Origin of the sequence: Anaerofustis sp. NSJ-163, assembly GCF_024135845.1 — a bacterium.
GTDB lineage: Bacteria > Bacillota > Clostridia > Eubacteriales > Anaerofustaceae > Anaerofustis > Anaerofustis butyriciformans.
Window position 1 is genome coordinate 97600 of sequence record NZ_JAMYJV010000001.1, and the last position, 23973, is coordinate 121572.

28 protein-coding genes are annotated in these 23973 nt (G+C 28.6%); 26 read left to right on the forward strand and 2 right to left on the reverse strand.

The window, feature by feature from the left end; all coding sequences use genetic code 11:
• The first annotated feature begins 348 nt into the window (after window positions 1–348).
• From M6G78_RS00500 to M6G78_RS00585, 18 genes are all read left to right on the forward strand, one after another.
• Window positions 349–756, forward strand: a complete 408-nt coding sequence (locus tag M6G78_RS00500) for a C-GCAxxG-C-C family protein (protein ID WP_253229264.1) — start codon at window positions 349–351, stop codon at window positions 754–756.
• A gap of 10 nt (window positions 757–766) precedes the next feature.
• Entirely contained in the window at window positions 767–1486 is a 720-nt protein-coding gene (locus tag M6G78_RS00505) for an SDR family oxidoreductase (protein WP_253229265.1), read from the forward strand.
• Between the two features lie 17 nt (window positions 1487–1503).
• A complete protein-coding gene (locus tag M6G78_RS00510; RefSeq protein WP_253229266.1) occupies window positions 1504–2067 on the forward strand; it encodes a DUF2284 domain-containing protein in 564 nt (187 codons plus the stop codon).
• Window positions 2068–2155: 88 nt separating this feature from the next.
• Window positions 2156–2671, forward strand: coding sequence for a DUF2284 domain-containing protein (locus M6G78_RS00515; protein WP_253229267.1), 516 nt, complete (start codon window positions 2156–2158; stop codon window positions 2669–2671).
• Between the two features lie 92 nt (window positions 2672–2763).
• Window positions 2764–3102, forward strand: a complete 339-nt coding sequence (locus M6G78_RS00520) for a GIY-YIG nuclease family protein (protein WP_253229268.1) — start codon at window positions 2764–2766, stop codon at window positions 3100–3102.
• Entirely contained in the window at window positions 3102–3857 is a 756-nt protein-coding gene (locus tag M6G78_RS00525; RefSeq protein WP_253229269.1) for an exodeoxyribonuclease III, read from the forward strand. Before M6G78_RS00520 ends, M6G78_RS00525 begins: the two co-directional genes overlap by 1 nt.
• Window positions 3858–4406, forward strand: coding sequence for a hypothetical protein (locus M6G78_RS00530; RefSeq protein WP_253229270.1), 549 nt, complete (start codon window positions 3858–3860; stop codon window positions 4404–4406).
• An 89-nt stretch (window positions 4407–4495) separates the two neighbouring features.
• The gene (locus M6G78_RS00535; RefSeq protein WP_253229271.1) at window positions 4496–4771 is read left to right on the forward strand and encodes a hypothetical protein; all 276 of its coding nucleotides are present in this window, start codon (window positions 4496–4498) and stop codon (window positions 4769–4771) included.
• 139 nt (window positions 4772–4910) lie between these two features.
• Window positions 4911–5900 carry a biotin--[acetyl-CoA-carboxylase] ligase gene (locus tag M6G78_RS00540; protein WP_253229272.1) on the forward strand — a complete coding sequence of 330 codons (990 nt, stop codon included), beginning with the start codon at window positions 4911–4913 and terminating at the stop codon, window positions 5898–5900.
• A 9-nt stretch (window positions 5901–5909) separates the two neighbouring features.
• The gene (locus tag M6G78_RS00545; protein ID WP_253229273.1) at window positions 5910–6389 is read left to right on the forward strand and encodes a GNAT family N-acetyltransferase; all 480 of its coding nucleotides are present in this window, start codon (window positions 5910–5912) and stop codon (window positions 6387–6389) included.
• Window positions 6390–6594: 205 nt separating this feature from the next.
• Entirely contained in the window at window positions 6595–7074 is a 480-nt protein-coding gene (locus tag M6G78_RS00550; RefSeq protein ID WP_253229274.1) for a sigma-E processing peptidase SpoIIGA, read from the forward strand.
• Between the two features lie 12 nt (window positions 7075–7086).
• Window positions 7087–7782, forward strand: a complete 696-nt coding sequence (sigK, locus tag M6G78_RS00555; RefSeq protein WP_253229275.1) for an RNA polymerase sporulation sigma factor SigK — start codon at window positions 7087–7089, stop codon at window positions 7780–7782.
• A 241-nt stretch (window positions 7783–8023) separates the two neighbouring features.
• Window positions 8024–9478 (forward strand): UDP-N-acetylmuramoyl-L-alanyl-D-glutamate--2,6-diaminopimelate ligase, encoded by a 1455-nt coding sequence (locus tag M6G78_RS00560; protein WP_253229276.1) that lies wholly within the window; start codon window positions 8024–8026, stop codon window positions 9476–9478.
• 26 nt (window positions 9479–9504) lie between these two features.
• Entirely contained in the window at window positions 9505–10056 is a 552-nt protein-coding gene (locus M6G78_RS00565) for a hypothetical protein (protein WP_253229277.1), read from the forward strand.
• A gap of 12 nt (window positions 10057–10068) precedes the next feature.
• On the forward strand, window positions 10069–10308 hold the full coding sequence (locus M6G78_RS00570) for a hypothetical protein (protein ID WP_138268966.1): 240 nt from the start codon (window positions 10069–10071) through the stop codon (window positions 10306–10308).
• Window positions 10298–11371 carry a 3-phosphoserine/phosphohydroxythreonine transaminase gene (gene serC, locus M6G78_RS00575; RefSeq protein ID WP_253229278.1) on the forward strand — a complete coding sequence of 358 codons (1074 nt, stop codon included), beginning with the start codon at window positions 10298–10300 and terminating at the stop codon, window positions 11369–11371. Before M6G78_RS00570 ends, serC begins: the two co-directional genes overlap by 11 nt.
• Window positions 11372–11384: 13 nt before the next feature.
• Window positions 11385–12551: a phosphoglycerate dehydrogenase gene (locus M6G78_RS00580; protein WP_253229279.1), complete on the forward strand. Its 1167-nt coding sequence runs from the start codon at window positions 11385–11387 to the stop codon at window positions 12549–12551.
• Complete coding sequence (locus M6G78_RS00585; protein ID WP_253229280.1) at window positions 12544–13794, forward strand: NAD(P)/FAD-dependent oxidoreductase; 1251 nt, start codon at window positions 12544–12546, stop codon at window positions 13792–13794. Before M6G78_RS00580 ends, M6G78_RS00585 begins: the two co-directional genes overlap by 8 nt.
• Before the next feature lie 57 nt (window positions 13795–13851).
• On the opposite strand, the gene lexA is transcribed toward M6G78_RS00585, so the two are convergent.
• Window positions 13852–14496: a transcriptional repressor LexA gene (gene lexA / locus M6G78_RS00590; protein WP_253229281.1), complete on the reverse strand. Its 645-nt coding sequence runs from the start codon at window positions 14494–14496 to the stop codon at window positions 13852–13854.
• Window positions 14497–14677: 181 nt separating this feature from the next.
• Here lexA and M6G78_RS00595 point away from each other — a divergent pair, with 181 nt between their 5' ends.
• Window positions 14678–15016, forward strand: a complete 339-nt coding sequence (locus tag M6G78_RS00595; protein ID WP_138268971.1) for a LysM peptidoglycan-binding domain-containing protein — start codon at window positions 14678–14680, stop codon at window positions 15014–15016.
• A gap of 171 nt (window positions 15017–15187) precedes the next feature.
• On the opposite strand, the gene M6G78_RS00600 is transcribed toward M6G78_RS00595, so the two are convergent.
• The gene (locus M6G78_RS00600) at window positions 15188–16249 is read right to left on the reverse strand and encodes a tyrosine-type recombinase/integrase (RefSeq protein WP_253229282.1); all 1062 of its coding nucleotides are present in this window, start codon (window positions 16247–16249) and stop codon (window positions 15188–15190) included.
• A gap of 106 nt (window positions 16250–16355) precedes the next feature.
• Between M6G78_RS00600 and M6G78_RS00605 the strand changes: the two genes are divergently transcribed.
• The 7 genes from M6G78_RS00605 to M6G78_RS00635 all read left to right on the forward strand — a co-directional run bounded on the left by M6G78_RS00605 (window position 16356) and on the right by M6G78_RS00635 (window position 23973).
• Entirely contained in the window at window positions 16356–17060 is a 705-nt protein-coding gene (locus M6G78_RS00605) for an AzlC family ABC transporter permease (RefSeq protein WP_253229283.1), read from the forward strand.
• A complete protein-coding gene (locus M6G78_RS00610; RefSeq protein WP_138268974.1) occupies window positions 17053–17394 on the forward strand; it encodes a branched-chain amino acid transporter permease in 342 nt (113 codons plus the stop codon). Before M6G78_RS00605 ends, M6G78_RS00610 begins: the two co-directional genes overlap by 8 nt.
• A gap of 52 nt (window positions 17395–17446) precedes the next feature.
• A complete protein-coding gene (locus tag M6G78_RS00615) occupies window positions 17447–19591 on the forward strand; it encodes a Tex family protein (protein ID WP_253229284.1) in 2145 nt (714 codons plus the stop codon).
• Between the two features lie 116 nt (window positions 19592–19707).
• A complete protein-coding gene (locus M6G78_RS00620) occupies window positions 19708–21213 on the forward strand; it encodes a class I SAM-dependent DNA methyltransferase (protein WP_253229285.1) in 1506 nt (501 codons plus the stop codon).
• Window positions 21203–22420 carry a restriction endonuclease subunit S gene (locus M6G78_RS00625; RefSeq protein WP_253229286.1) on the forward strand — a complete coding sequence of 406 codons (1218 nt, stop codon included), beginning with the start codon at window positions 21203–21205 and terminating at the stop codon, window positions 22418–22420. The genes M6G78_RS00620 and M6G78_RS00625 overlap by 11 nt, the downstream gene beginning before the upstream one ends.
• A gap of 90 nt (window positions 22421–22510) precedes the next feature.
• Window positions 22511–23254 carry an ATP-binding protein gene (locus M6G78_RS00630; protein ID WP_253229287.1) on the forward strand — a complete coding sequence of 248 codons (744 nt, stop codon included), beginning with the start codon at window positions 22511–22513 and terminating at the stop codon, window positions 23252–23254.
• Window positions 23251–23973, forward strand: a complete 723-nt coding sequence (locus M6G78_RS00635) for a hypothetical protein (protein WP_253229288.1) — start codon at window positions 23251–23253, stop codon at window positions 23971–23973. The genes M6G78_RS00630 and M6G78_RS00635 overlap by 4 nt, the downstream gene beginning before the upstream one ends.

Genomic DNA, 23973 nt, shown 5'->3' on the forward strand with positions numbered 1-23973 from the left:
AAATAATTTCAATAGTTTTGTGTTACTTTTGTAAACTTTTTTTATTTATATGGAAATTGTCATGATTTGATTATATTGATAGACCTATATAAAAAGGGAATTCTATACATATTTTACTGTATATTTTTCATTTAATAATTACTATTTATAATGATTATAAGTTTACCTCTATATTTATTTATACAAAAAATATTTATGTAAAATATAATATATATTTATAATTTAAACACAAAAAGCACCTATGAAACATCATAATGTTTATACTATATAACATTAAATTTACTTTACAAAATGTTGAAATAATGGTAACATAATTATGTTATTAAGATTTAAAAAGGAGATACGAACATGGGAAAATACGGTGAAAGAGCAAAAAAATTTCATGATGAAAAATATAACTGCTGCCAGTCTGTAGTTTTGGCATTTAGCGACGAAATTGGAATAGAAAAAGACAAGCTTGCAAAACTTGTAGCAAACATGGGCGGTGGATTTGGATATGCAGGAGAAGTATGCGGTGCTGTTTCTGGTATGGCAATAGTTTCAGGATACCTTGGTAAATGGGATATTCCAAGTGACCAAGAAAGCAAAAAAGAAAGTTATGATACAATAAAAGAACTTGTTGAAGAATTTAGAGAAAAAAATAATTTTTCAAGATGCCCCGAACTTTTGGAACAAAGACACAGCGGTGGAACAACTTGTCTTGAACTAATCGGAATAGCAGCAGACATGGTTGCTGAAAAAATGGGTCTTGAATAAAGGAGAAGAAATGAACGCTTTAAAAGATAAAGTAATAATCGTAACAGGAGCAACAGGCGGAATAGGAAGTGTTATAGTAAGAGAAATGGTAAAAAACGGTGCGAAGGTTCTGCTTTGTGATATAAACGAAGAAGCTCTTGTAAAACTAAGTGATGAGCTTGGGGAAAATGTAAAATATTATGTAGGGAACTTGTGCGATAAAAAGGTATGTGAAAATATAGCAGCATACTGTAAAAAAGAATTTGGAAAGCTTGATACATTAATAAACAGCGCAGGAGTTGCATTGAGAAAACCTCTTTTAGAAGTTACAAAAGAAGAGTTTATGAAGTTATACGAAATCAACGTATATTCAAATCTTGCAATGACACAGGCCTGTTATGAAATGTTAAAAGAATCAGAAAATGCCGATATAATTTCAATAGTTTCATCTTCAGGTGTTTATCCTCATTATCATCAAGGTGCGTACTGCTCTACAAAATTTGCTCAAAAAGCATTAAACGGAGTTTTAAATATAGAGTTATTTGAAGATGACATAAGAGTACATAATTTATACCCTTCTGCCGTTGAAACACCAATGGCAAAAATTGCAAGAGGGGATTTAAAAGAAAATATGTCTTGCAAACCTGAAGAAATTGCAGAAATTATTACTTTTGTATTATCACACAGAAACAATTCTGTTCTTGACGATATAGTTATAAGACGATATACAAAACGTCCGGATGAAATGTAAAAAGGTATGTATTAAAAATGGAAGAGTTTGATAAAAAAGCAATAGAATTTGGTGCTGTAACAGCAAAAATGATTGACCCTGAAACTGTGGTAACTGCTCCATGGACTTTAAATAAATGTAAATACGGTTGTAAGAATTATAATAAAAGACAATGCTGTCCTCCAATTGCACCAACATATAAAGAAACAAGAGAACTTTTAGAAGTTTATAAAGATGTTTTGCTTATACAATGTTTGGATCCATACGATGTAAACAAAGTAATAAGAAAAATGCTTGATTATCTTGGTAAAAACGGATATTACAAAGCATTGGGATTTGGTGCGAAAAAATGCGAAATATGCAGGGATGAATATAACGAAGAATGTACTTTTCCAAATTGTAAGCATGCAGATAAAGTAATACCTCAAATGGACGGAAGCGGTATAGATGTTATACAAACGGTGATTAACAACGGATACGAAGAACATGGCGTAAAAGGATGGGGAAGAAAAGACGGTTTTAAAGTTCTTCCTCGTGAAGATGGAGGAAAGGACTGGAGTGAATCCAAAATAAACTTCTATGGTTTAATAATGATTGAATAAAAAAGGAGGATACCCTCCTTTTTTTATATATTATAAATATGATATTATACAATATATTTTAATATTAAATAAAAAGGATATATAAATTATGGAACAATTAATTAAAAAAGCAGTTGAGTTTGGCTCACTAAATGCAAAAATTAAAGATACAAACTCAGTGGTAATTCTTTATGATGCAAAAGAAAAATGCAAAGAGGGGTGTCCTTTTTATGATAAAAAGCAAGGCTGTCCGCCTTCTTCTCCTCAATATAAGGAAATAGAAAATATATTAAAAGAATATAAAAAATGTATGCTTATTCAGTGTGAAAATATGGATAAAGTTGATAATGTTCTTAGGGAAATAAAAAAATACTTAAAGGAAGAAGATAAAGAGTGCTTTATTTTTGGAGCTAAGGTATGTAATGCATGTGAAGAATTTTATAATGAAAAATGCACTTATCCGGATTGTAAACATAAAGGAGAGGTTATACCTCAAATGTCGGGATGTGGAATAGATGCTTTAAAAACAGCTTTAAACATGGGGTATAGTGAAAATGATTTTGTTATACAAAAAAACGATTATAAAAATGAAGATATAAAATTTTATGGAATGGTCGTATTTTAAAAGAGGCTTAGCCTCTTTTTTATTTTAAATTAAGTTGTAAAAAAAATTTAATCGTATATAATAAGCATAGTAAAACATATGGGGAGAATAAAATGTATTATACATATATGTTAAGATGTGAAGATAATTCAATCTATACGGGTATTACAACAGATGTAAAAAGAAGAATGAAAGAGCATTTTGAAAGAGGAGAAAAATGTGCCAAGTATACTCTAAAACATCATGCAAAAAAACTGGAAGCCGTATGGGAAAGTGAAAACAGAGCTTTATCTTCCAAACTTGAGTATAGAATAAAAAGACTAAGTAAAATAGAAAAAGAAAACCTAATAAAAAAACCAAGTAAATTTAACATATATTTTAAAGATACATTAACCATAGATGAATATAAATATATAGATATAAAAAATTTAGATAAAGAGAGGAAAAAATAATGAAATTTGTAACATGGAATGTAAACGGGCTTAGAGCTTGTGTAAATAAAGGATTTATGGACTTTTTTAATGAAATTGATGCAGATATTTTTGCAGTGCAGGAAACAAAACTTCAAGAAGGACAAATTGAACTTGAAATGGAAAACCACCATGATTACTGGGACTATGCTGAAAAGAAAGGGTATTCCGGGACTGCGTGCTTTGCTAAAAATGAACCTATAAGCGTAAAATACGGTCTTGATGATGAAAAATTTTCAAAAGAGGGAAGAGTTGTAACTCTTGAATATGATAATTTCTATTTTGTAAATGTATATACTCCAAATTCACAAAACGAATTAAAAAGACTTGATTACAGAATGGAATGGGAAGATTATTTTACAGATTATTTATGCGAACTTGATAAGAAAAAACCTGTTATTTTATGTGGAGACTTGAATGTTGCACACACTGAAATTGACCTTAAAAACCCTAAAACAAATAAGAAAAATGCAGGATTTACAATTGAAGAAAGAGATAAAATGACAGCTTTACTATCTAAAGGTTTTGTTGATTCATACAGATACCTTTATCCTGACACTACGGGAGTATATACATGGTGGTCATATCGTTTTAATGCAAGAAATAATAATGCCGGATGGAGAATTGACTACTTTATAGTAAGCGATAGAATAAAAGATAAAATAAATGACGTAAAAATATGCTCTGACGTAATGGGTTCTGACCATTGTCCTGTTTTAATTGATATTGATTTATAAATGGAAGTAAAAAATATTACAAGAGATGATATAAATAAACTTGCTAATATTTTAACTAAAAACGAGATAAAAGAACTTACCTATAACCTTAAAAATGAAGATAATAATTTACGTTATAATTCATTTTTGATATTAAGACAAAGAAGCAAAATAAAAGAAGATGTGTATTGCTATTTTGATGTGTTTAAAGAAATGCTTTATAGTAAAAATCTATATCATAAACATATTGCAATTTACCTTATTGCGCAAAACGCAAAATATTCAAAGAAATATAAGGATAATAAATTTAGTTTTCTTCTAAAAGGATACCTAAATTGTATAGATATTAAAAACTATATCCTTTCAAGGCACACTATCCAAAGCATTAAAATTTGGATAGATTATTACCCTGAATACGCAAAAAAAGTAGCTTATTATCTAATGAATATAAAGGTAAACTTATATAGAAAAAGTGGGAGAGAACTTATTTTATTTGATATAAAACAGACTTTAAAAAAGATAAACAAAATAATAGAAGACGATAAAATAAAAAGTTATATTTTAAATTAATAGATAATTATAAATTATAATTATTATAAATTACAATCATTATAATTTATATTATTGTTATATATATCATATATTAGTAGAGGGATAAAATGATTAGTTTAAAAGCTGCGTACGAATTAGTATTAAAAAATAATCCTGAAATGAAACTTTATAAATGTTTTGAAACACCTTATAGATTTGTTTTTGAAATCTATCCAAAGGAAATAGATTTTAAAAAAGGAATAAGTTATGCTAGTTCGGTTATTTATAATGTTGAAAAAAATACCGGAAAATATAGAGAAGATTCCTTGGGAGATTCTTTTTACATGCTTGAAGAAGAAACTTTAAGAGAATATACCGATAAAGAATTAAGGCATTTAAAATAAGGTATATTTTCTTTGTTTATAAATTATATTGTAAAAATATTATATAAAACCTACTATACAAAATTCATATGTCAACCAATATTATAATTAATGTTGACATATGAATTTTTGTTTTATAATATATTTATGGGTGAAAAACATGAATAAAGATAAAATACTTGAAATATTAAAAGTGAAAAGCGGAGAAATTGTTTCAGGGGGCTTTATAGCAAATAAACTTAACATATCGAGAAATGCCGTTTGGAAGAATATTAACCTGCTTAAAAACGAAGGTTATGATATATCTTCCATAAAAAACAGAGGATATATGCTAAATAGCGATATAAGTTATTTAAACAAAGAAGAAATAGAAAAATTTCTAAATACCATTTTAATAGGAAGAGAACTTGAAATAGTTGAAAGCATAGATTCTACTCTTAACTATTTTAAAAATATGGAAAATAGTGAAAAAAGAGAAGGAAGAACCATAATAGCAAATGAACAGACTTTAGGCAGAGGAAGAAGAGGAAGAAGTTTCTTTTCCCCAAAAAATTCAAATGCTTTTATAAGTGTTTTGTTAAAACCAAAATTCAGCATAAGCGACATAAATTTAATTACTATAATATGTGGTTTAAGTGTAGTGGAAGCAGTTAAGGAAATATGCGGTATTGACTGCGACATTAAGTGGGTAAATGATGTTTATATAAATGGAAAAAAGATTTGCGGAATTTTAACAGAGGGAATTTTAAGTGTTGAAAACGGAAGTATAGACAGTGTGATTATAGGAGTTGGAATAAATATAAACCGTCCAAAAGATACACCCGTTCCAAAAGAAATAGAAGATATAGTTGGGTTTGTAAATGACTTTACGGGAAAGAAAGAAAACAGAAATAAGTTTATAGCAAAATTTTTAAATGCCTTTGAAAAAAGATATATTAATTTTGACAAAAAAGCTTTATATGAAGAATACAAAGAAAAAATGCTATACTTAAACGAGGAAGTAACTTGTTTTATCGGAAATGAAACAATTCAAGGAACCCTTGTTGATTTAAACAAAGATTTTTCTATTAAGATAAAAACAAATGAGGGTGAAATAAGGAATTTTAACAGCGGTGAAATAAGTTTAAGAAAAAGAGGAATAAAAATGTAAGGAGTAATTATGGACAGTAAACTAAAATTTAGATTTGCAAAAAAAGAAGATACAGGCTTAATTCTTGATTTTATTAAGAAGCTTGCGGAATATGAAAAACTTCTTGACGAAGTGGTAGCAACAGAAGATTTACTTAAAGAATGGATTTTTGAAAAGGGAAAGGCAGAAGTAATATTTCCTTTATATGATGGAAAAGAAGTTGGATTTGCTTTATTCTTCCATAATTTTTCAACATTCCTTGGAAGAAGCGGAATATATCTTGAAGATTTATTTATCTTGGAAGAATACAGAAATAAAGGTATTGGAAAAGCAACTTTAAAAGAACTTGCTAAAATTACAGTTGAAAGAGGCTGCGGAAGACTTGAATGGTCATGTCTTGATTGGAACAAGCCAAGCATAGATTTTTATTTATCTCTAAAAGCCGTACCAATGGAAGGATGGAGCGTTTATCGTTTAACCGGAGAAAGTCTAAAATCTCTTGCAAAATAAAATTAATTTAACATAAAACAGCACTTAAAAACAATTAAGTGCTGTTTTTATTTTCTTGTTACAATAAAGAATTTTAATGTGATAAAGAATAAATAATAAATTAAAATTTTGATTTTATTATATTCTTTTATAACAAATTCATATAATTTCATTATGACAAAATCATTTATCCAAAGAATGTAAAATGTTTTTCGAGGTGGGATATATGAGTTTTAAAAAGAAACATTTTTTTGTAATTTTTACTTATGTACTTGCATATTTATTTTTTAGGAGAGTAAAGAATCCTTCTTTGAATTACATATGTACTCTTTATTATAAAGATAGATTTATTTCATTTAAAGGTTTTTTAGATACGGGAAATCTCGTTAAGAATTCAAAGGGAAAAGATGTAATAATAATAGACAAAGACATTATTAAAAATCTTTTAAATTTGAATTTATCTTTTAAAACAATGAATTACAACGATTTTTTTAATACATATAACAAACTTCCTTTCGATTTAAAACAAAGACTTTCTTATACATTTTTAAATTATCAAAGAGAAAAAATTATTTTACCTATCTTAAATTTAGACAAAATCATTATAGAAAAAAAGGATTTTAAAAAGACAATTTATAATCCATGTGTTGGAGTATTAGATATTAATGAGTCGTTGGCTCTTCTTCCGTTATCAATATTAAAATAAACAGGAGGCTTTATGTTTAAATTATTTACTTTGTTTAAAAAAAACAAAAAGAATAAATTATTTTTTATTTCGGGTTCTTATATGTTACCTCCTCCTTTAACAAAGGAAGAAGAAGCAAGAATTTTGAATGAACTTCAAAAGGGTGAAAATAATGCTGCAAAAACAATTTTGATAGAGAGAAATTTAAGGTTAGTAGTATATATAGCAAAAAAATTCGATACATCTTCAACAGGGGTGGAAGATTTAATTTCAATCGGAACAATAGGACTTATAAAAGCAGTTAAAACATTTAAAGTAGAAAAGAACATAAAACTTGCAACTTACGCATCAAAATGCATAGAAAACGAAATATTAATGCATCTTAGAAAAGTAAACAGAATAAAAGGCGAAATATCTCTTGATGAACCTTTAAACGTAGATTATGACGGAAACGAGCTTTTACTTTCAGATATACTGGGAACAGCAACAGACCCTGTAAAAGATAAAATAGACAGAGATGTTAACAAGGAAATTATGCTTGAAGCAGTTAATAATTTAAAAGAAAGCGAAAAAGAAATCATAAATTATCGCTTTGGCTTAAACGGAAAAGAGAAGAAAACTCAAAAAGAACTTGCAAATATGCTAAATATTTCTCAGTCTTATATATCAAGACTTGAAAAAAGAATAATATCCAATTTAAAAAAAGAAGTGAAAAAGATGTGTACATAAGAAGGTTTATACCTTCTTTTTTTAATAAATAACCTAACTTTGAATAAAAGGTATTTATTTTATTTTAAAATAATGTTATTATTTATCTTAGAATATTTAAGAATAAAATTCTAACAAATATACACTTTTTATATTTCTTAATACTAAGAATTTTTTTTTATTACAATTTTAAAATATTATTCTTAATAATTTTATAATCTGCCTTTTTAAGATAAGGTAAAAATATTTAAGGAGTATTATTTTGAATTTAGAGGATATTATAAGCGGTTACGATTATGAGTTAACCAAGGGGAAAAATATAGAAAACATAAAAATTGACAATATAGAATTTGACTCAAGAAAGTGCAGTAAAAACACTTTATTTGTTGCAATAAAAGGTTACGAAACCGACGGACATAAATACATAAAAAGCGCAATAGAACTTGGAGCAACAGTAGTTTGTCATAGTGAAGAACTTGATAAATATGAGGAAAACATAGTATATATAAAATGCAAAAATACAAGAAATGCACTTGCATATTTTGCAAATAAATTTACTTCTTTTCCAAGCAAGGAACTTAAGTTAATCGGAATAAGCGGTACAAACGGTAAAACGTCTTTTTGTGATATGGCGGGAACATTATTTGAAAATTTAGGTTTTAAAAGCGATTATATAGGAACTTTGGGAAGAAAAAATACAAAACTTGAAGGTCAAATAATAAGAACAACTCCTGAAATCACAGAACTTACAAAAGACTTCAGAGAAATGGTAAATAATAAAGTAGATTATTGTTTTATGGAAGTTTCATCCCATGGTCTTGTTTTGGACAGGGTAAGCTATTTGAATTTTTACATAGGTGTATTTTCAAACTTATCTCAAGATCATTTGGATTTTCATAAAACAATGGAAAATTATTATCAGGCAAAGAAAAAACTTTATTATATGGTTGATAAATTCAGTATTATAAATACAGACGATAAATACGGTAATAGACTTTATAATGAGTTAAAAGAAGATAAAATAAACGTAATTTCCTTTGGCATGAATGAAGACTGTGATTATAAAATAGTAATAAACGATTTAAGTTTGGAAAAATCCGATTTTACTTTGGTAAATAAAGACAAAGAATATAAATTTAAAACTTACAGTATCGGAAAATTTAACATATATAACATTGCACCGGCGATAATAATTGCTCTTTTGGAAGGTTTTTCTTATGAAGAAATAAAAAATGCAATTAAGAAATATCACGGTACAAACGGCAGAGTTGAAAAAATCCATAAAGACATATTTATAGATTATGCACATACTCCGGACGCAATGGAAAATGTATTAAAACTCGTTAAAGAAGTAAGCAGTAAAAAAATTACTCTTGTGTTTGGATGTGGAGGAAACAGAGATCATGGGAAAAGACCTATGATGGGAAGTATCGGTGAAAAATACGCCGATAATATAGTCTTAACAATGGACAATCCAAGAAAAGAAAACAACGACGATATAATAAACGATATCCTAAAAGGAATAGAAAACAAAGACAAAGTTAAAGTTATAAATGATAGAAAAGACGCTATAAATGAAGTTGTAAAACATAAATTAACAGATGAAAACGAAATTGTACTTATTCTTGGAAAAGGACATGAAACTTATCAAGAAATAGGGGATAAAAAGATATTTTTCTCTGACAGAGATGAAATTTTAAATGCATTAAAAAATTAAATTACATATTTTAGATGGGAATAACAATGGAAAGAAAGAAAATATATATAGTTCTTACAAGCACAAGAACAATCTTGGCAAGAGCAATAAAATTATGTGCAAAAGAAACTTACAATCATGTTTCTATATCTTTGGATAAAGAGCTTAATGAAATGTATTGTTTCGGAAGAAGAAGTCCAAGAAATCCTTTTATAGCAGGATTTATAAAAGAAGACTGGGATAAGGGCTTCTATGCTGTATATAAAAATATACCTTGTCTTGTTTATGAATGTGAAGTAGACGATGAGGTTTATAATAACATAAAAGGGATAATTGAATATTTTTATTCAAATAAGTTTTCATATAAATTTAATATAATCGGACTTGTAGGAAATGGAATAGGGCTTGACATACAAAGAAAAAATAGATATTACTGTGCTGAATTTCTATCCTATCTTTTTGAAGAAAGCGGATTTTATTCATTTAACGAAGCCCATACAAGAAGACGTCCAATGGATTATAAAGAATTTTTAAATAGCAAATTAATATACAATGGTTATATAAGTGAATATAAACATAAATGTGAACAATTAATATAAAGGATAAATAATATGAAATTGATTTTAGCTGTTCTTGCAGGACTTATATTTATTGTATTAGTCTTTTTATATGCAAGAGGACTTATGCAGAAATATAATAAAAGAATTGATTCTACAGCAAGACACTACGGATACAGAAATTATAAACATATGGCAAAAGAAGCAGAAAAAAAAGAACAAAGAATATTAAGACAAAGAAGAATAGAGCAGAAATTTAAAAGAGAGGAGTGGCTAAGAAGACATGGAAGGTAAAATAAATTTTTCGGCATCTTCACCTGTTATGCCAAAGGAAGTAATAGAAAGAATAAATAAAAATATAATAAACTTCAAAAACAGCGGGTTTTCAGCCTTAGAACTTAACTATAAAAATCCTCTTTTTATTGACTTAATGAATGAAACACGTGAAATACTTAAAAAACTTCTTCATCTAAATGATAATATGGAAATATTATTTATAAACGGAGGAGGCAGTATGCATTTTGACATGGTTCCTCTAAACTTTACAAATGAAGATGATACGGTAAGCATAATAAACAGTGATTTATGGACAAACAATGCAGTAACGGAGGCGAGAAAATATGCTAATGTAGATGAAATAAATCTAATAAACCATAAAGGTCCGCTTCCAAAAATTACATTAGATGACATAGATAAAAACAGTAAATATTTGTTTATGTGTACAAACAATACTTCATCAGGTTCTAAGTTTAATAAAGATAAAATACCTGATGTAGAGGGAATACCATTAATTTCCGATATGACATCAAATTTGTTAAGCGAAACATATGATATAAACAAATTTGATTTATCTTTTGCAAGCAGTGCAAAAAATATGGGAACAAGCGGTATCAGTGTTGTAGTTATAAACAAAAATTTATTTGAGATAGAAACAAACAGAAATGTTCCTAAAATTCTATCCTATAAGGACTATTATTACTCGGGCAACTCCTTTACAACTCCAAATACGTTTGCGGTATATATCATTTACGAAATGGTTAAGTACCTTTATGAAAATGGCGGGGTAGAGGAAATTGAAAAAATAAACATTGAAAAATCCAATTTACTATATGATTTTATAGATAACAGTAAATTTTACGATAATGACATCGTAAAAGAAGACAGATCGGTAACTTCCTTGATATTTAAAACAAAAAATAACGATAATTTTATCAAAGAAGCAAAAAAACATGATATAATAAACATCAGTACCTCCATGAATAATGCCGTTAGAGTAGGGCTTTATAATGGAGTAAGCATTGAAAATGTGAAAAAACTGATAGACTTTATGTATGAGTATGAAAAGAAAAACATTTAAGGAGAGTGTCAAAATGTACAAAATCAAAACTTTTAACAAAATTGCTGAAGAAGGATTAAGTTTACTTGGAAAAAATATAGAGGTACAAGACTCTAAAGATTATGACGGAATTATTTTAAGAAGCTTTAATTTAAAAGAAGAACCTATTTCAAAAGAATGTAAAGTAATTGCAAGAGCCGGAGCAGGATATAATAACGTTCCAGTTGAAGAATGTACAAAAAACGGTGTTGTTGTAATGAATACACCTGGTGCAAACGCAAACGCAGTAAAAGAGCTTGTATTATGTGCATTCCTTATGGCTGCAAGAAATATTATCAAAGGAACAAAATGGGTTCAATCTTTAGAAAAAAACGAAGATGTAACAAACATAATTGAAAAAGAAAAATCAAACTTCAAAGGTAACGAACTTGCAGGTAAAAAAGTTGGAGTTATCGGTCTTGGAGCGATCGGTGTTTTAGTTGCAAACGCACTTGACTCTTTAGGTATGGAAGTTTACGGTTATGACCCATACTTATCAGTAGAACACGCTTGGAGCATAAATAAAAACATTAACAGAAGTTATGATATTGAAAAAATATTTGAAAAATGTGATTTTGTAACAATCCACGTTCCTTTAATGGAATCAACAAAAGATACAGTAAATAAAGAAATTTTAGATAAAGCTAAATACAATATTAAAATCTTTAACCTTGCAAGAGGTGGGCTTGTAAATGATGATGATATTTTAGAAGCTGTAAATAGTGGTAAAGTTTCTTGTTATGTAACAGATTTCCCTAATGAAAAATTACTTGGAAACGAAAATATCATTTGTATTCCTCACCTTGGAGCATCTACTCCGGAATCAGAAACAAAATGTGCTGTAATGGCAGCAAGACAAGTAAGAGAATACTTAGAAAATGGTAATATTATAAACAGCGTTAACTTCCCTAACTGCGATTTAGGAGCAATAGAATCAAAAGCAAGAATTTGTATTATTCATAAAAACATTCCTAACATGGTTGGACAATTTACTGCATTACTTGCAAGCAACGATGTAAACATCGCAAACATGATTAATAAAAGTAAAGGTGAAAATGCTTACACAATGATTGATACTGATACAGATGTAAGCGAATATATCGAAGAAACATTAAATAATGTTGAAGGTATAGTTTCTGTGAGAGTACTACATAATGACTAATAATTTATCTAATTTAGATGTTATAATCATAGGAGGAGGTGCTGCCGGTATTATGGCGGCTATCTCCTCTTTAGAATGTAATAAAAAAGTTTTGTTAATAGAAAAAAACGAAAAAATAGGCAAAAAGATTTACATAACAGGTAAGGGAAGATGCAACGTAACAAACAATAAAGATATATCGGAATTCTTTGACCATATAGTTAAAAATAAAGAATTTTTATATAGTGCATTATACACTTTTGATAATACACGTCTTCTTGAAATGCTTAACAAAAACGGACTAAAAACAAAGGTTGAAAGGGGAGACAGAGTTTTTCCCGTATCAGATAAAGCAAGTGACGTTACAAAAACTCTTTTAAACATAGCTAAAAAATATCCTGATTTTAATATAATGTATAATATAGAATTAAAGGATATAATTCTAAACGAAAATAACGAAGCCATAGGGGTTTTGCTTAATAATAAAGAAAAAATATATGCTAAAAACATTATCCTTGCAACAGGGGGTAAAAGTTATCCTTCTACAGGAAGTGACGGATACGGATATATAGTTGCAAAGAAACTTGGGCATAAGATTATAAATCCAGTACCTGCCCTTGTTCAGATGCTAAGCGATGATAAATGGGTTCATGACCTTATGGGGCTTACTCTTAAAAACGTAGATGTAACTTTAATGATAAAGGGTAAAAAGAAAAATTCACAGTTTGGAGAACTTCTATTTACCCATAAAGGTATATCAGGGCCTACAATCCTTTATTTAAGCAATTTTATTAATATGGATAAGTTACCTGAAACAAAGATAAAAATTGATTTAAAACCTGCTCTTGACTTTAAAACTCTTGAAAAAAGAATTATAAGGGATTTTGAAAAGAATCAAAATAAAATGGTGAAAAATTCACTTGATTTACTTCTTCCAAAATCACTTGCGGCAAAAATCATAGAACTAAGCAAAATTAATAAAGAAAAACAGATAAACCAAATAACAAAAGAAGAAAGAAAAATCATTTTAAATTTAATCAAAGACTTACAAGTTAATATAACAGGTCTTGGAAGTTTTAAAGAAGCAATTATAACAAACGGAGGAATAAACGTAAAAGAAATAAATCCTTCTACAATGGAATCAAGACTTATAAAAAATCTATTCTTTGCCGGAGAAATAATCGACGTTCATGCTGTTACAGGTGGATATAATTTACAAATTGCTTTTTCAACCGGTTATCTCGCAGGACAAAATTTACATTAAGAACGCATAAGCGTTCTTTTTTTATAAAAAAAAGAAGGAAAAATCCTTCTTTTAATTTTACGAGAACATTCTTATTACACCGATAACTTTTCCCAAAATCTGACAGTCTGTTGAGTAAATAGGCTCAAAAGCTGGGTTTTCAGGTTGTAATCTTATCCTGTTTGGTTCTTTAAAAAATGTTTTTATAGTTGCTTCATTTTCTATTAAAGCAACAACCATATCATGATTATTTGCGGTATTTTGTTTTTTTACTATTACCATGTCACCATCAAGTATTCCCGCATCTTTCATACTTTCACCTTTTACATTTAGCATAAAACATTCTTTTGTCCCAACAAAAGAACTTGGAAGGGGATAAGTATCTTCAACGTTTTCTTCAGCCAAAATAGGAAGTCCTGCCGCAACGTTTCCGATTATAGGAACATTTATGACATCATCTAACATACTAACTTCATCATAACTTGGTTCATTATTTGTAAAAGGAGAAAACCCAACAACTTCAATAGCTCTTTGTTTTGATACTCCTCTTTTAATATAGCCTTTTTTCTCAAGGTTGTTTAACTGGTTATGCACTGAAGAAGTTGAAGTAAGACCAACATTTGCTCCTATTTCTCTTACTGATGGCGGATAACCTTTATCTTTAAGTTCTTGTTTTATAAACTCTAATATCTTTATTTGAATTTTGGTTAAATCATTATACATAAAAATGACCTCCTATATTTCTATAATTATATTATACATAAAAAACGAACATTGTCAAACTTATGTTCTAAATTCTTCAAAAATTTGTTCTAAAGATATTGACAAATAGAACAACTGTTTGGTATAATACAACCATAGAAAACGAACAAAAGTTCTTTTATATTAATAGGGGGACAAAAAAATGAATCAAAGAAATAATTTAAACAAACAAAGAAGAATGAGAATGATAAGAAGAAGAAAAGCAAGATTAAGAAAAAGAATCATTTGTACTGTTATGATTATGTTTATAATTGCTATGATTCCTTCTTTTATGAATAATATTAAGGCTAAAAACTTATATGATGTACATTATAAAGTTTATACCGTTCAAGCAGACGATACTATATGGGATATAGCACAAAATATTACTGATGAAAAAACAGATGTAAGAGAAACTATATATAATATTGAGAAATTAAATAATTTTGATAAAGGATATTCTTTAAATGTCGGACAGACAATTAAACTTCCAACTTATTAATTTTATTTTTTTTAACATAACAATCGAACAAATTATCTAATATTTAATTTTAACATGAATATATGTTCGATACACATTAGCTCCCGACCCTCTTTAGGGATAATATAAACATATTGTAAACTCTAAAAAAAGACTGGCTGGCAGTCTTTTTTTAGTATATTTTAAATTATATTAATCTTCTCTTAGCTTTGTAACTCTAGCTGCAATTTTTCTTCTTTCTTCCTCAATGGCTGCATAATGTTTTTTAGTTGTATTTACATCTTTATGTCCAAGAACATCTGCAACAAGATATATGTCTCCTGTTTCTTTATAGAGATTTGTTCCGTATGTACTTCTTAATTTATGAGGTGAAATATTTTTAAGAGGTACTACAATCTTTGTATATTTTTTTAGCATCTTTTGAATTGAACTTTGAGTCATTCTTTTGTGCTGCAAAGATAAAAACAAAGCATCTTCCTCTACATCAACTTTTTCTCTATCTTCCTTAAGATATCTAAGCAGGGCAGACCTAACTTCTTCTGGCATATAAAGAATTGTTTTATTTCCACCTTTTCTCGTTACCACAAAACTGTCATTGTCAAAATCCACATCGTTTATATTCATTCCGACACATTCACTTATACGAATTCCTGTTCCAACAAGCAAAGTAACAATTGCAAGATCTCTTACTTTTGTTTTGTTGTGATATTTAAGCTGTGAAGGAGTTAGGTTTTTACCTGTCTCTATTTCATCAAGAAGATTTGCAACCTCGTTTGGTTCAAGTCTTACAATAGGTTTTTCGTAGTTTTTAGGCAAATCAACAAGCACTGTAGGATTTGTTTTTATAAGTTCTTTTTTAAAATAGTATTTATAAAAAGAACGAAGGGTGGAAAGTTTTCTCATTTTTCCTCTGTTTGAATTTGATAAACTTACCTTAGCTTCATCATTTTTATAATGACCTTTTGTGTAATAAGACAGATACTCGCTGAAATCTTCAAGATCGACTGCCTTAATATAATCAAGGTCACTTAAACATATATCTTTTATATCTTTATAATGTGTAAATTTAGGATGATTTTCTATTAAATATTCAAAGAATATTTTTAAATCCATTGCGTAAGCTATTCTCGTTTTAATGGAGGTGTTTGCGGAAATTCCTCTAAAAAATGTATTTGCAAATGAAGGAAGATATTCAATTTGTTTTCTTAGCTTAATGTTTAATTTATTTGACATTTCTTTACTGTAATCAGCCATTTTTACCTCCAAAATAATTATATAAACAATTATATTACATTATTTTGAAATTTCAAAGTCTTGTGTGGTATAATAGAAAAAGTTTAGTAAATTAAAGGGGTATAGCATGAATAAGACATTTAAAGAGGCTTTTAAAGTAACAATGCCGGTACTTCTTGGATATTTGTCTATCGGGCTTGCGTTCGGACTTATGATGCAAAGTATCGGGCTTAATTTTATATGGGCAGGGGGAATGTCCCTTGTAATTTATGCAGGAACACTTCAATATTTGGCTGTTATGATGTTTCAAACAGGAATGAGTATGATAAGTGTTGCACTTATGACACTTTTTGTTCATTTTAGACATATGGTTTATGGACTTTCTTTAATAGAAAAATTCAAAGATATAAGCTTTTTTAAGAAAGTATATATGATTTTTGGTTTAACTGATGAAACATATGCGCTATTAACTTCTTCAACCGTTCCTGAAAGTGTAAAAGACGATGTAGAAAATTACTATTTTTACATATCTATCTTAGACCATTCTTACTGGATTATAGGTTCAATTCTTGGTGCAACCATAGGTTCACTTATAAATATAAATACAGAAGGTGTATCATTTGCCATGATAGCACTATTCTGCGTTCTTTGTACAGAACAATGGTTTAACCTTAAATCAAAAGTACCGATTTTTATAGGAGGTATCTGTGCTTTAGTAGCTTTATTTATTTTTGGACCTGATAACATGATGATACCTGCAATCATAGCAATAATGGTTCTTTTAATGGGAGATAGGAAAAAACTTGAAAAGGAGAGGATAGTAAATGAATAAATATACTCTCTTTCAAGGTTTAATGGCAATTTTAATAATGAGTGGAATTACTTTCTTTACAAGAGCTGTTCCTTTTGTACTTTTTTCAGGAAAAAACAAAAAACCAAATGATACGGTTTTATATCTTGGTAAAGTTCTTCCGCCGGCAATGATGGCAATGTTACTTATATACTGTCTAAAAGATACTTCTCTTATTTCTTATCCTTATGGAATACCTGAAATATTCTGTGTGCTCCTTGCAATAGGGCTACATGTATGGAAAAGAAATAATTTTATAAGTATATTCGGTTCAACAGTGGTATATATGATAATGATACAATATATATTCGTTTAAAACTTCACGAAATAATTATTTAGTGAAGTAAATTATATAAAAGAGGTAAAACATGCAAGAAATAATAAATATATTATCAAAAGAATTTGACAGAAAACCAAAACACATTGAAAATGTAATTGAAATGCTTGATAAAGGGGATACTGTTCCTTTTATAGCAAGATACCGTAAAGAACTTACAGGTTCAATGGATGACCAGCTTTTAAGAGAGGTTGCACAAAGACTTGGTTATTTAAGAAACTTAAAAGAAAGAAAAGAAGAAGTAATTAGTTCTATTAAGAAACTTGATAAACTTACAAAAGAACTTGAAGAAGAAATAAATAACGCAAATACATTATCTGAAGTTGAAGACTTATACAGACCTTACAAACCTAAAAGAAAAACAAGAGCATCAATTGCAAAGGAAAAAGGTCTTGAGCCTTTAAGCGATATTATCCTTTCGCAGGAAGCAGATTTAGAGGATATAAAAATAATCGCAAAAGATTATGTAAACGAAGAAAAAGGCGTTAATAACGAAGATGAAGCCATTAAAGGCGCTTTAGACATAATCGCTGAAAACATCTCAGATAATGCAAATATAAGAAAAGAGCTTAAAAAACTAATCAGAAACAAAGGTAAAATAATAAGTAAAAATACTAAAGATGAAGACAGTGTATATCAAACTTACTATGACTTTTCAGAATCTGTAAAAAGACTTCAAGGACACAAAGTTTTAGCTTTAAACAGAGGAGAAAAAGAAGGATTTTTAAAGGTTACAATCGAAATTAATAAAGATGAAGCCTTAAATATAATACATAAATACGTTATAAAAAATACAAAAAGCAGTGCATATAAATATTTAGAAGAAACTTGTGTTGATGCTTTCGACAGATTAATTTTTCCGTCTATTGAAAGAGAAATAAGAAACGACTTAACGGAAAGCGCAAACGAAAGTGCAATAAAAACTTTTGCAACAAACCTAAAACAGCTTTTAATGCAGCCACCTGTAAAAAACAAAGTAACCCTTGGTCTTGACCCGGCTTATAGAACAGGATGTAAAATTGCCGTAGTGGACGGAACGGGAAAAGTTTTAGACACAACCGTAATTTACCCAACACCACCACACAACAAAATTGAAGAAAGCGAAAAGATAATTAAAGATTTAATAAGTAAACATAATGTTGAAGTTATTTCAATAGGTAACGGAACAGCATCAAGAGAATCAGAAAAATTTGTTGCCGATACAATAAAAGGCACAAAGGTTCAATATGTTGTTGTAAGTGAAGCCGGAGCATCAGTTTATTCAGCCTCAAAACTAGCTGCAAAAGAATTCCCTGATTATGATGTTGCCTTAAGAAGTGCAGTTTCAATTGCAAGAAGACTTCAAGACCCACTTGCAGAACTTGTAAAAATAGACCCAAAAAGCATAGGAGTTGGACAGTATCAACACGATATGCCAAAGGCTAAATTAAATGAAGCATTAACGGGCGTTGTAGAAAGTGCTGTAAACAGCGTTGGAGTAGACCTTAACACAGCATCTGTATCGCTACTTGAATATGTTGCAGGAGTAAGCAGTGCCGTTGCAAAAAATATCGTAGCATATAGAGAAGAAAACGGAATGTATACAAAAAGAAGTGAGCTTTTAAAAGTTCCAAAACTTGGTAAGAAATCATACGAGCAATGTGCAGGTTTCTTAAGAGTTGCAGAAAGTTCAAACCCTCTTGATAACTCAGGAGTTCACCCTGAATCATACAAAGCGGCAAAGAAAGTTCTTGAACTTACAGGACATACTCTAAAAGACATTAACACAGAAAACATAAAATCAATAACAGAAGAAGCCGAAAAAATAGGTCTTGATAATATTTCAAATGAATGTGAAATAGGTATACCAACACTTAAAGACATACTAAAAGAATTAATCAAACCAGGAAGAGACCCAAGGGATGAACTTCCTAAACCTATTTTAAGAAGCGATGTAATGGAAATGGAAGATTTAATCGTAGGTATGAAACTTATGGGTACGGTAAGAAACGTTGTTGACTTTGGAGCCTTTGTAGATATAGGAGTTCATCAAGACGGACTTGTTCATATCTCTCAAATATCAAATTCATTTATAAAACACCCTAGCGATAAACTTAAAACAGGGGATATAGTTGAAGTAACCGTTACTGATGTAGATAAGAATAAAGGAAGAATTTCCCTTTCAATGATTATGTAATATAAAGCCGTGATGTATCACGGCTTTTTTTGTTTTTTAAAGTAAAAATATGATATAATTAATTAGTATTTATCGAAAATTTTATAAATAATTAATTTATTTTAGGAGAAATAAAAATGTCAGAAAGCAATAATGCAAATATTGGATTTGAAAAACAAATATGGGATGCAGCCTGTGTTCTTTGGGGACATATTCCTGCTGCCGAATATAGAAAAGTAATAGTAGGGCTTATATTCCTACGTTATATATCAAGTGCATTTGAAAATAGATACAATGAACTTGTTGAAGAGGGAGATGGCTTTGAAGATGATAAAGATGCATATATAATGGAAAATGTATTCTTTGTACCTGAAGAAGCAAGATGGAGTAATATTGCACAATATGCACATACTCCGGAAATAGGAAGCATTATTGATAATGCTATGATAGCAATAGAAAAAGAAAATAAAACATTAAAAAATGTTTTACCTAAAAACTATGCAAGCCCGGACCTTGATAAGAGAGTTTTAGGGGAAGTCGTTGATTTATTCACAAATATGGAAATGGATGAAACACATAACAGCAAAGATTTGCTTGGAAGAACATATGAATACTGTATAGCTCAATTTGCGGCTTATGAGGGAGTAAAAGGCGGTGAATTCTATACTCCTTCAAGTATAGTTAAAACAATAGTTGAAATATTAAAACCTTTTAAAAACTGCCGTGTATATGACCCTTGCTGTGGTTCAGGGGGAATGTTTGTTCAAAGTGCAAAATTTATTGAAGCACACAGCGGAAACAGAGGGGAAATATCAGTATATGGTCAAGAGTCCAATGCCGATACATGGAAAATGGCGAAAATGAATATGGCAATAAGAGGGATAGATGCAAACCTTGGAAACTATCATGCAGATACATTTTTTAATGATTTGCATAAAACCCTTAAAGCAGACTTTATAATGGCAAACCCTCCTTTTAACCTTAAAAACTGGGGACAGGATAAATTAAAGGATGATGTTCGTTGGAAATTCGGAACACCTCCTGCAGGTAATGCCAACTATGCTTGGATACAACATATGATATATCATCTTGCACCAAACGGAAAAATCGGTTTAGTTCTTGCAAACGGGGCTTTATCTTCCATGACTTCAGGAGAGGGTGAAATAAGGAAAAATATAATTGAAGCAGACCTTGTAGAAGGTATTATTTCCATGCCTACACAGTTATTTTACAGCGTAACAATTCCCGTTACTCTTTGGTTTATAACAAGAAATAAAAAACAAAAAGGAAAAACCTTATTTATTGATGCTCGTAATATGGGATATATGGTAGACAGAAAACACAGAGACTTTACAGATGAAGACATAAAAAAACTTGCTGATACATTTTCAGCATTTCAAGAGGGAACCCTTGAAGATAAAAAAGGATTTTGTTACGTGGCAGATTTAGAAGAAATAAAGAAACAAGATTATATTTTAACACCAGGCAGATATGTTGGAATAGAAGAAACTGAAGAAGACGATGAACCTTTTGAAGAAAAAATGAAACGACTTACTGAAGAATTATCACAAATGTTTAAACAGTCCCATAAACTTGAAGAAGAAATACGTAAGAACTTGGAGGGGATTGGGTATGAAATATAATACTGTTAAATTAGGCGAATACCTTTATATAAAAGGTCGTATTGGTTGGAAAGGTTTAAAGAAAAGTGAATATCTAGAACATAGTGAGTATCGCATAATCAATGGAGAAGCATTGACTGAAGACGGCATAAACTGGGATAAAGCCGGATTTATAACTAAGGAACGCTATGACGAGTCACCGGAAATAATGTTAAAAGAAGAAGATATCCTTATTTCCAAAGACGGAACTATTGGGAAAATTGGATTTATTAATAAACTTGAACAACCTACAACTGTTGCTTCAGGCATATTTGTAATTCGAAATCTTAAACCGGAAATAATAAACACAAGATTTATATATAATTTTTTGTGTTCACATTATTTCAAAGCATTTATTACAATGCGTACTGAAGGGAGTGTAATTCCACACCTATACCAAAAAGATTTTGTGGATTTAGATTTTCCTCTTCCACAAAAAGAAACACAAGAAAAAATTGTTTCTATTCTTGATGGTATAAGTGCCCAAATTGATATAAACAAAAAAATAAATGAGAAGTTGGAAGAGCAGGCTAAGGCGATTTTTAAATCGTGGTTTATTGATTTTGAATTATTTAATAAAACAAAACCATCTGATTGGAATTATGGAACAATACAGGATTTAGCTTCAGAAATTGTATGTGGTAAGACACCTTCTACAAAAAAAAAGGAATACTATGGAGAAGATATTCCATTTATAACAATCCCTGATATGCATAACTCTGTATACACAGTAAAAACAGAACGTTCTTTATCATTGCTTGGTGCTGACTCTCAGCCTACAAAAACACTTCCTAAAAACAGCATATGTGTAAGTTGTATTGGTACAGCAGGTTTAGTAACATTAGTTTCAACACCTAGTCAGACAAATCAGCAGATTAATTCAATAATTCCAAAAGAAAATATATCCCCGTATTTTGTTTATTTACTTATGAAAACAAAATCAGATGAAATAAACAAATATGGTCAAAGTGGTAGCACAATAGTAAATCTAAATAAAACTCAATTTGCAAAATTAGAATGTATCATACCTTCAACAGAATCTTTAATTGAGTTTAACGATTTATTAGAACCACTTTTTAATAAAATTTTAGTTAATATGCATGAAAATATAGTGCTTACTAACCTACGAGACACGCTACTTCCAAAACTTATGTCAGGTGAAATTGATGTTTCTGAGGTTGAGGTTTAGTATATAAAAGAAAATATATAATATAGATTATTTATGGTTAAATACTTTTTTTTAATAAAAATATTAAAAATTTATTATAAAGGAGAAAACATGACAAATACAAATATTGAAAAAATAAAAATTTCTTTAGAAAATATAGGTTATATAATAAATGAATGTATTGAAAAAGAAAATAATGGTAAATTTTGGCAAATTAAATTTAAAAATAGTGAAAAGATTGTAAATATATACAACCCAAATAATAAAAAAAATACTTATGTAAATGGTAAAGGTAATAAAGATGATAAAGACCGTTTAAAAGATATAGTTGATAAAATTAAATGTGAGGAATTAGAAATTGACCCACTAAATTTAAAAATAGTTCAACTCATAAATTCAAAAAAAGAAGATTATTTTTATGATTTTAAAATGGAATTTGGAGGAACTGATGACTCTTTTCTTCACGATATAATTTGTTTAAGCAACAATAAAGAAAATAAAGAAGCATATTTAATATATGGTGTAGATGATAATTATAATGTTGTAGGAATTGAAAAAGAAATTATATCTAATAACATATATGATTTTCTTAAATCAAAACATTTTGCAGGAGACCATATTCCTGAAATAGAAATAAAACATTTATTTTATAAATCAAAAAAAATTGATGTTGTTGTATGCAAAAGTTCTCCAAATGTTCCATTCTTTTTAACAAAACGTTACCAATCTATTCATGAATATCAAATTTATACAAGAGTTGGAGATACCAATACAGCAAAAAACAGACATGCAAGCTATGAAGATGTAGAAACTTTATGGAAAATACATTTTGATAGAAAAGGAGAAAATAATTGAAAATAAATCGAACTACAGCATTTGTTTGTATAATTATTATGATAATTAGTGGTATATCATTAATTATATGTAAAAATAATATATTACAAAACATTTTTTTAGGAATATTTACGGGCTTTATAGTTTCTTTTGTACTATCAATTATAGGATATTTTCATGAAAGAGAAAAAATTTTTAATGCAATTTCTTTTAATATTAAAAGTTTATATATAAACATAACAGATATGTCTAAAATACTAGGTAATTTTCTAATAACAATACATAATACAGCTGAAATTCAAGATGATAAACTTAATCTTTTAATAAATATTTCAAAATTTAATATATCTTTGATTGATAAAATGAATTTAGAATCATATGTTCCTGTTTTAAAAAATAGTCAAAAAGCCTATGTATGCAAAAGATTAAAGGAATTTCATGATATAACATATTCAATAAAGTATAATATATCAGAAAATAAAATAAAAATTTTAGAATATAAAAAACAATTTTTGATAATACATCAAAACGGGAAAATACCTTCTTTTGAAGAAGTAAAGTATTTAGATAACTTAAAAAATGAAATTATTATTTTTACTGCAAGATTACATGAATATATTACTATGCAATCCTTAGAAGTTGGAAAAATTGCAAATGAATTTTTTGGCGATAAGAAATGGAAAGAAATAGAAAAAAAATTACAAATAGAAATAGAAAATAATAAAAAAGAGGTTGAATAA

What these genes read in the sequence shown, in the direction of transcription:
- M6G78_RS00625 (WP_253229286.1), top strand. Translation starts at nt 21,203, where the DNA reads ATGAAATATAATACTGTTAAATTAGGCGAATACCTTTATATAAAAGGT.
- sigK (WP_253229275.1), top strand. Translation starts at nt 7,087, where the DNA reads ATGTTTAAATTATTTACTTTGTTTAAAAAAAACAAAAAGAATAAATTA.
- serC (WP_253229278.1), top strand. Translation starts at nt 10,298, where the DNA reads ATGGAAGGTAAAATAAATTTTTCGGCATCTTCACCTGTTATGCCAAAG.
- M6G78_RS00540 (WP_253229272.1), top strand. Translation starts at nt 4,911, where the DNA reads ATGAATAAAGATAAAATACTTGAAATATTAAAAGTGAAAAGCGGAGAA.
- M6G78_RS00610 (WP_138268974.1), top strand. Translation starts at nt 17,053, where the DNA reads ATGAATAAATATACTCTCTTTCAAGGTTTAATGGCAATTTTAATAATG.
- M6G78_RS00605 (WP_253229283.1), top strand. Translation starts at nt 16,356, where the DNA reads ATGAATAAGACATTTAAAGAGGCTTTTAAAGTAACAATGCCGGTACTT.
- M6G78_RS00550 (WP_253229274.1), top strand. Translation starts at nt 6,595, where the DNA reads ATGAGTTTTAAAAAGAAACATTTTTTTGTAATTTTTACTTATGTACTT.
- M6G78_RS00535 (WP_253229271.1), top strand. Translation starts at nt 4,496, where the DNA reads ATGATTAGTTTAAAAGCTGCGTACGAATTAGTATTAAAAAATAATCCT.
- M6G78_RS00505 (WP_253229265.1), top strand. Translation starts at nt 767, where the DNA reads ATGAACGCTTTAAAAGATAAAGTAATAATCGTAACAGGAGCAACAGGC.
- M6G78_RS00545 (WP_253229273.1), top strand. Translation starts at nt 5,910, where the DNA reads ATGGACAGTAAACTAAAATTTAGATTTGCAAAAAAAGAAGATACAGGC.
- M6G78_RS00500 (WP_253229264.1), top strand. Translation starts at nt 349, where the DNA reads ATGGGAAAATACGGTGAAAGAGCAAAAAAATTTCATGATGAAAAATAT.
- M6G78_RS00530 (WP_253229270.1), top strand. Translation starts at nt 3,858, where the DNA reads ATGGAAGTAAAAAATATTACAAGAGATGATATAAATAAACTTGCTAAT.
- M6G78_RS00510 (WP_253229266.1), top strand. Translation starts at nt 1,504, where the DNA reads ATGGAAGAGTTTGATAAAAAAGCAATAGAATTTGGTGCTGTAACAGCA.
- M6G78_RS00525 (WP_253229269.1), top strand. Translation starts at nt 3,102, where the DNA reads ATGAAATTTGTAACATGGAATGTAAACGGGCTTAGAGCTTGTGTAAAT.
- M6G78_RS00620 (WP_253229285.1), top strand. Translation starts at nt 19,708, where the DNA reads ATGTCAGAAAGCAATAATGCAAATATTGGATTTGAAAAACAAATATGG.
- M6G78_RS00630 (WP_253229287.1), top strand. Translation starts at nt 22,511, where the DNA reads ATGACAAATACAAATATTGAAAAAATAAAAATTTCTTTAGAAAATATA.
- M6G78_RS00615 (WP_253229284.1), top strand. Translation starts at nt 17,447, where the DNA reads ATGCAAGAAATAATAAATATATTATCAAAAGAATTTGACAGAAAACCA.
- M6G78_RS00570 (WP_138268966.1), top strand. Translation starts at nt 10,069, where the DNA reads ATGAAATTGATTTTAGCTGTTCTTGCAGGACTTATATTTATTGTATTA.
- M6G78_RS00595 (WP_138268971.1), top strand. Translation starts at nt 14,678, where the DNA reads ATGAATCAAAGAAATAATTTAAACAAACAAAGAAGAATGAGAATGATA.
- M6G78_RS00520 (WP_253229268.1), top strand. Translation starts at nt 2,764, where the DNA reads ATGTATTATACATATATGTTAAGATGTGAAGATAATTCAATCTATACG.
- M6G78_RS00565 (WP_253229277.1), top strand. Translation starts at nt 9,505, where the DNA reads ATGGAAAGAAAGAAAATATATATAGTTCTTACAAGCACAAGAACAATC.
- M6G78_RS00515 (WP_253229267.1), top strand. Translation starts at nt 2,156, where the DNA reads ATGGAACAATTAATTAAAAAAGCAGTTGAGTTTGGCTCACTAAATGCA.
- lexA (WP_253229281.1), bottom strand. Translation starts at nt 14,496, where the DNA reads ATGTATAATGATTTAACCAAAATTCAAATAAAGATATTAGAGTTTATA.
- M6G78_RS00585 (WP_253229280.1), top strand. Translation starts at nt 12,544, where the DNA reads ATGACTAATAATTTATCTAATTTAGATGTTATAATCATAGGAGGAGGT.
- M6G78_RS00580 (WP_253229279.1), top strand. Translation starts at nt 11,385, where the DNA reads ATGTACAAAATCAAAACTTTTAACAAAATTGCTGAAGAAGGATTAAGT.
- M6G78_RS00600 (WP_253229282.1), bottom strand. Translation starts at nt 16,249, where the DNA reads ATGGCTGATTACAGTAAAGAAATGTCAAATAAATTAAACATTAAGCTA.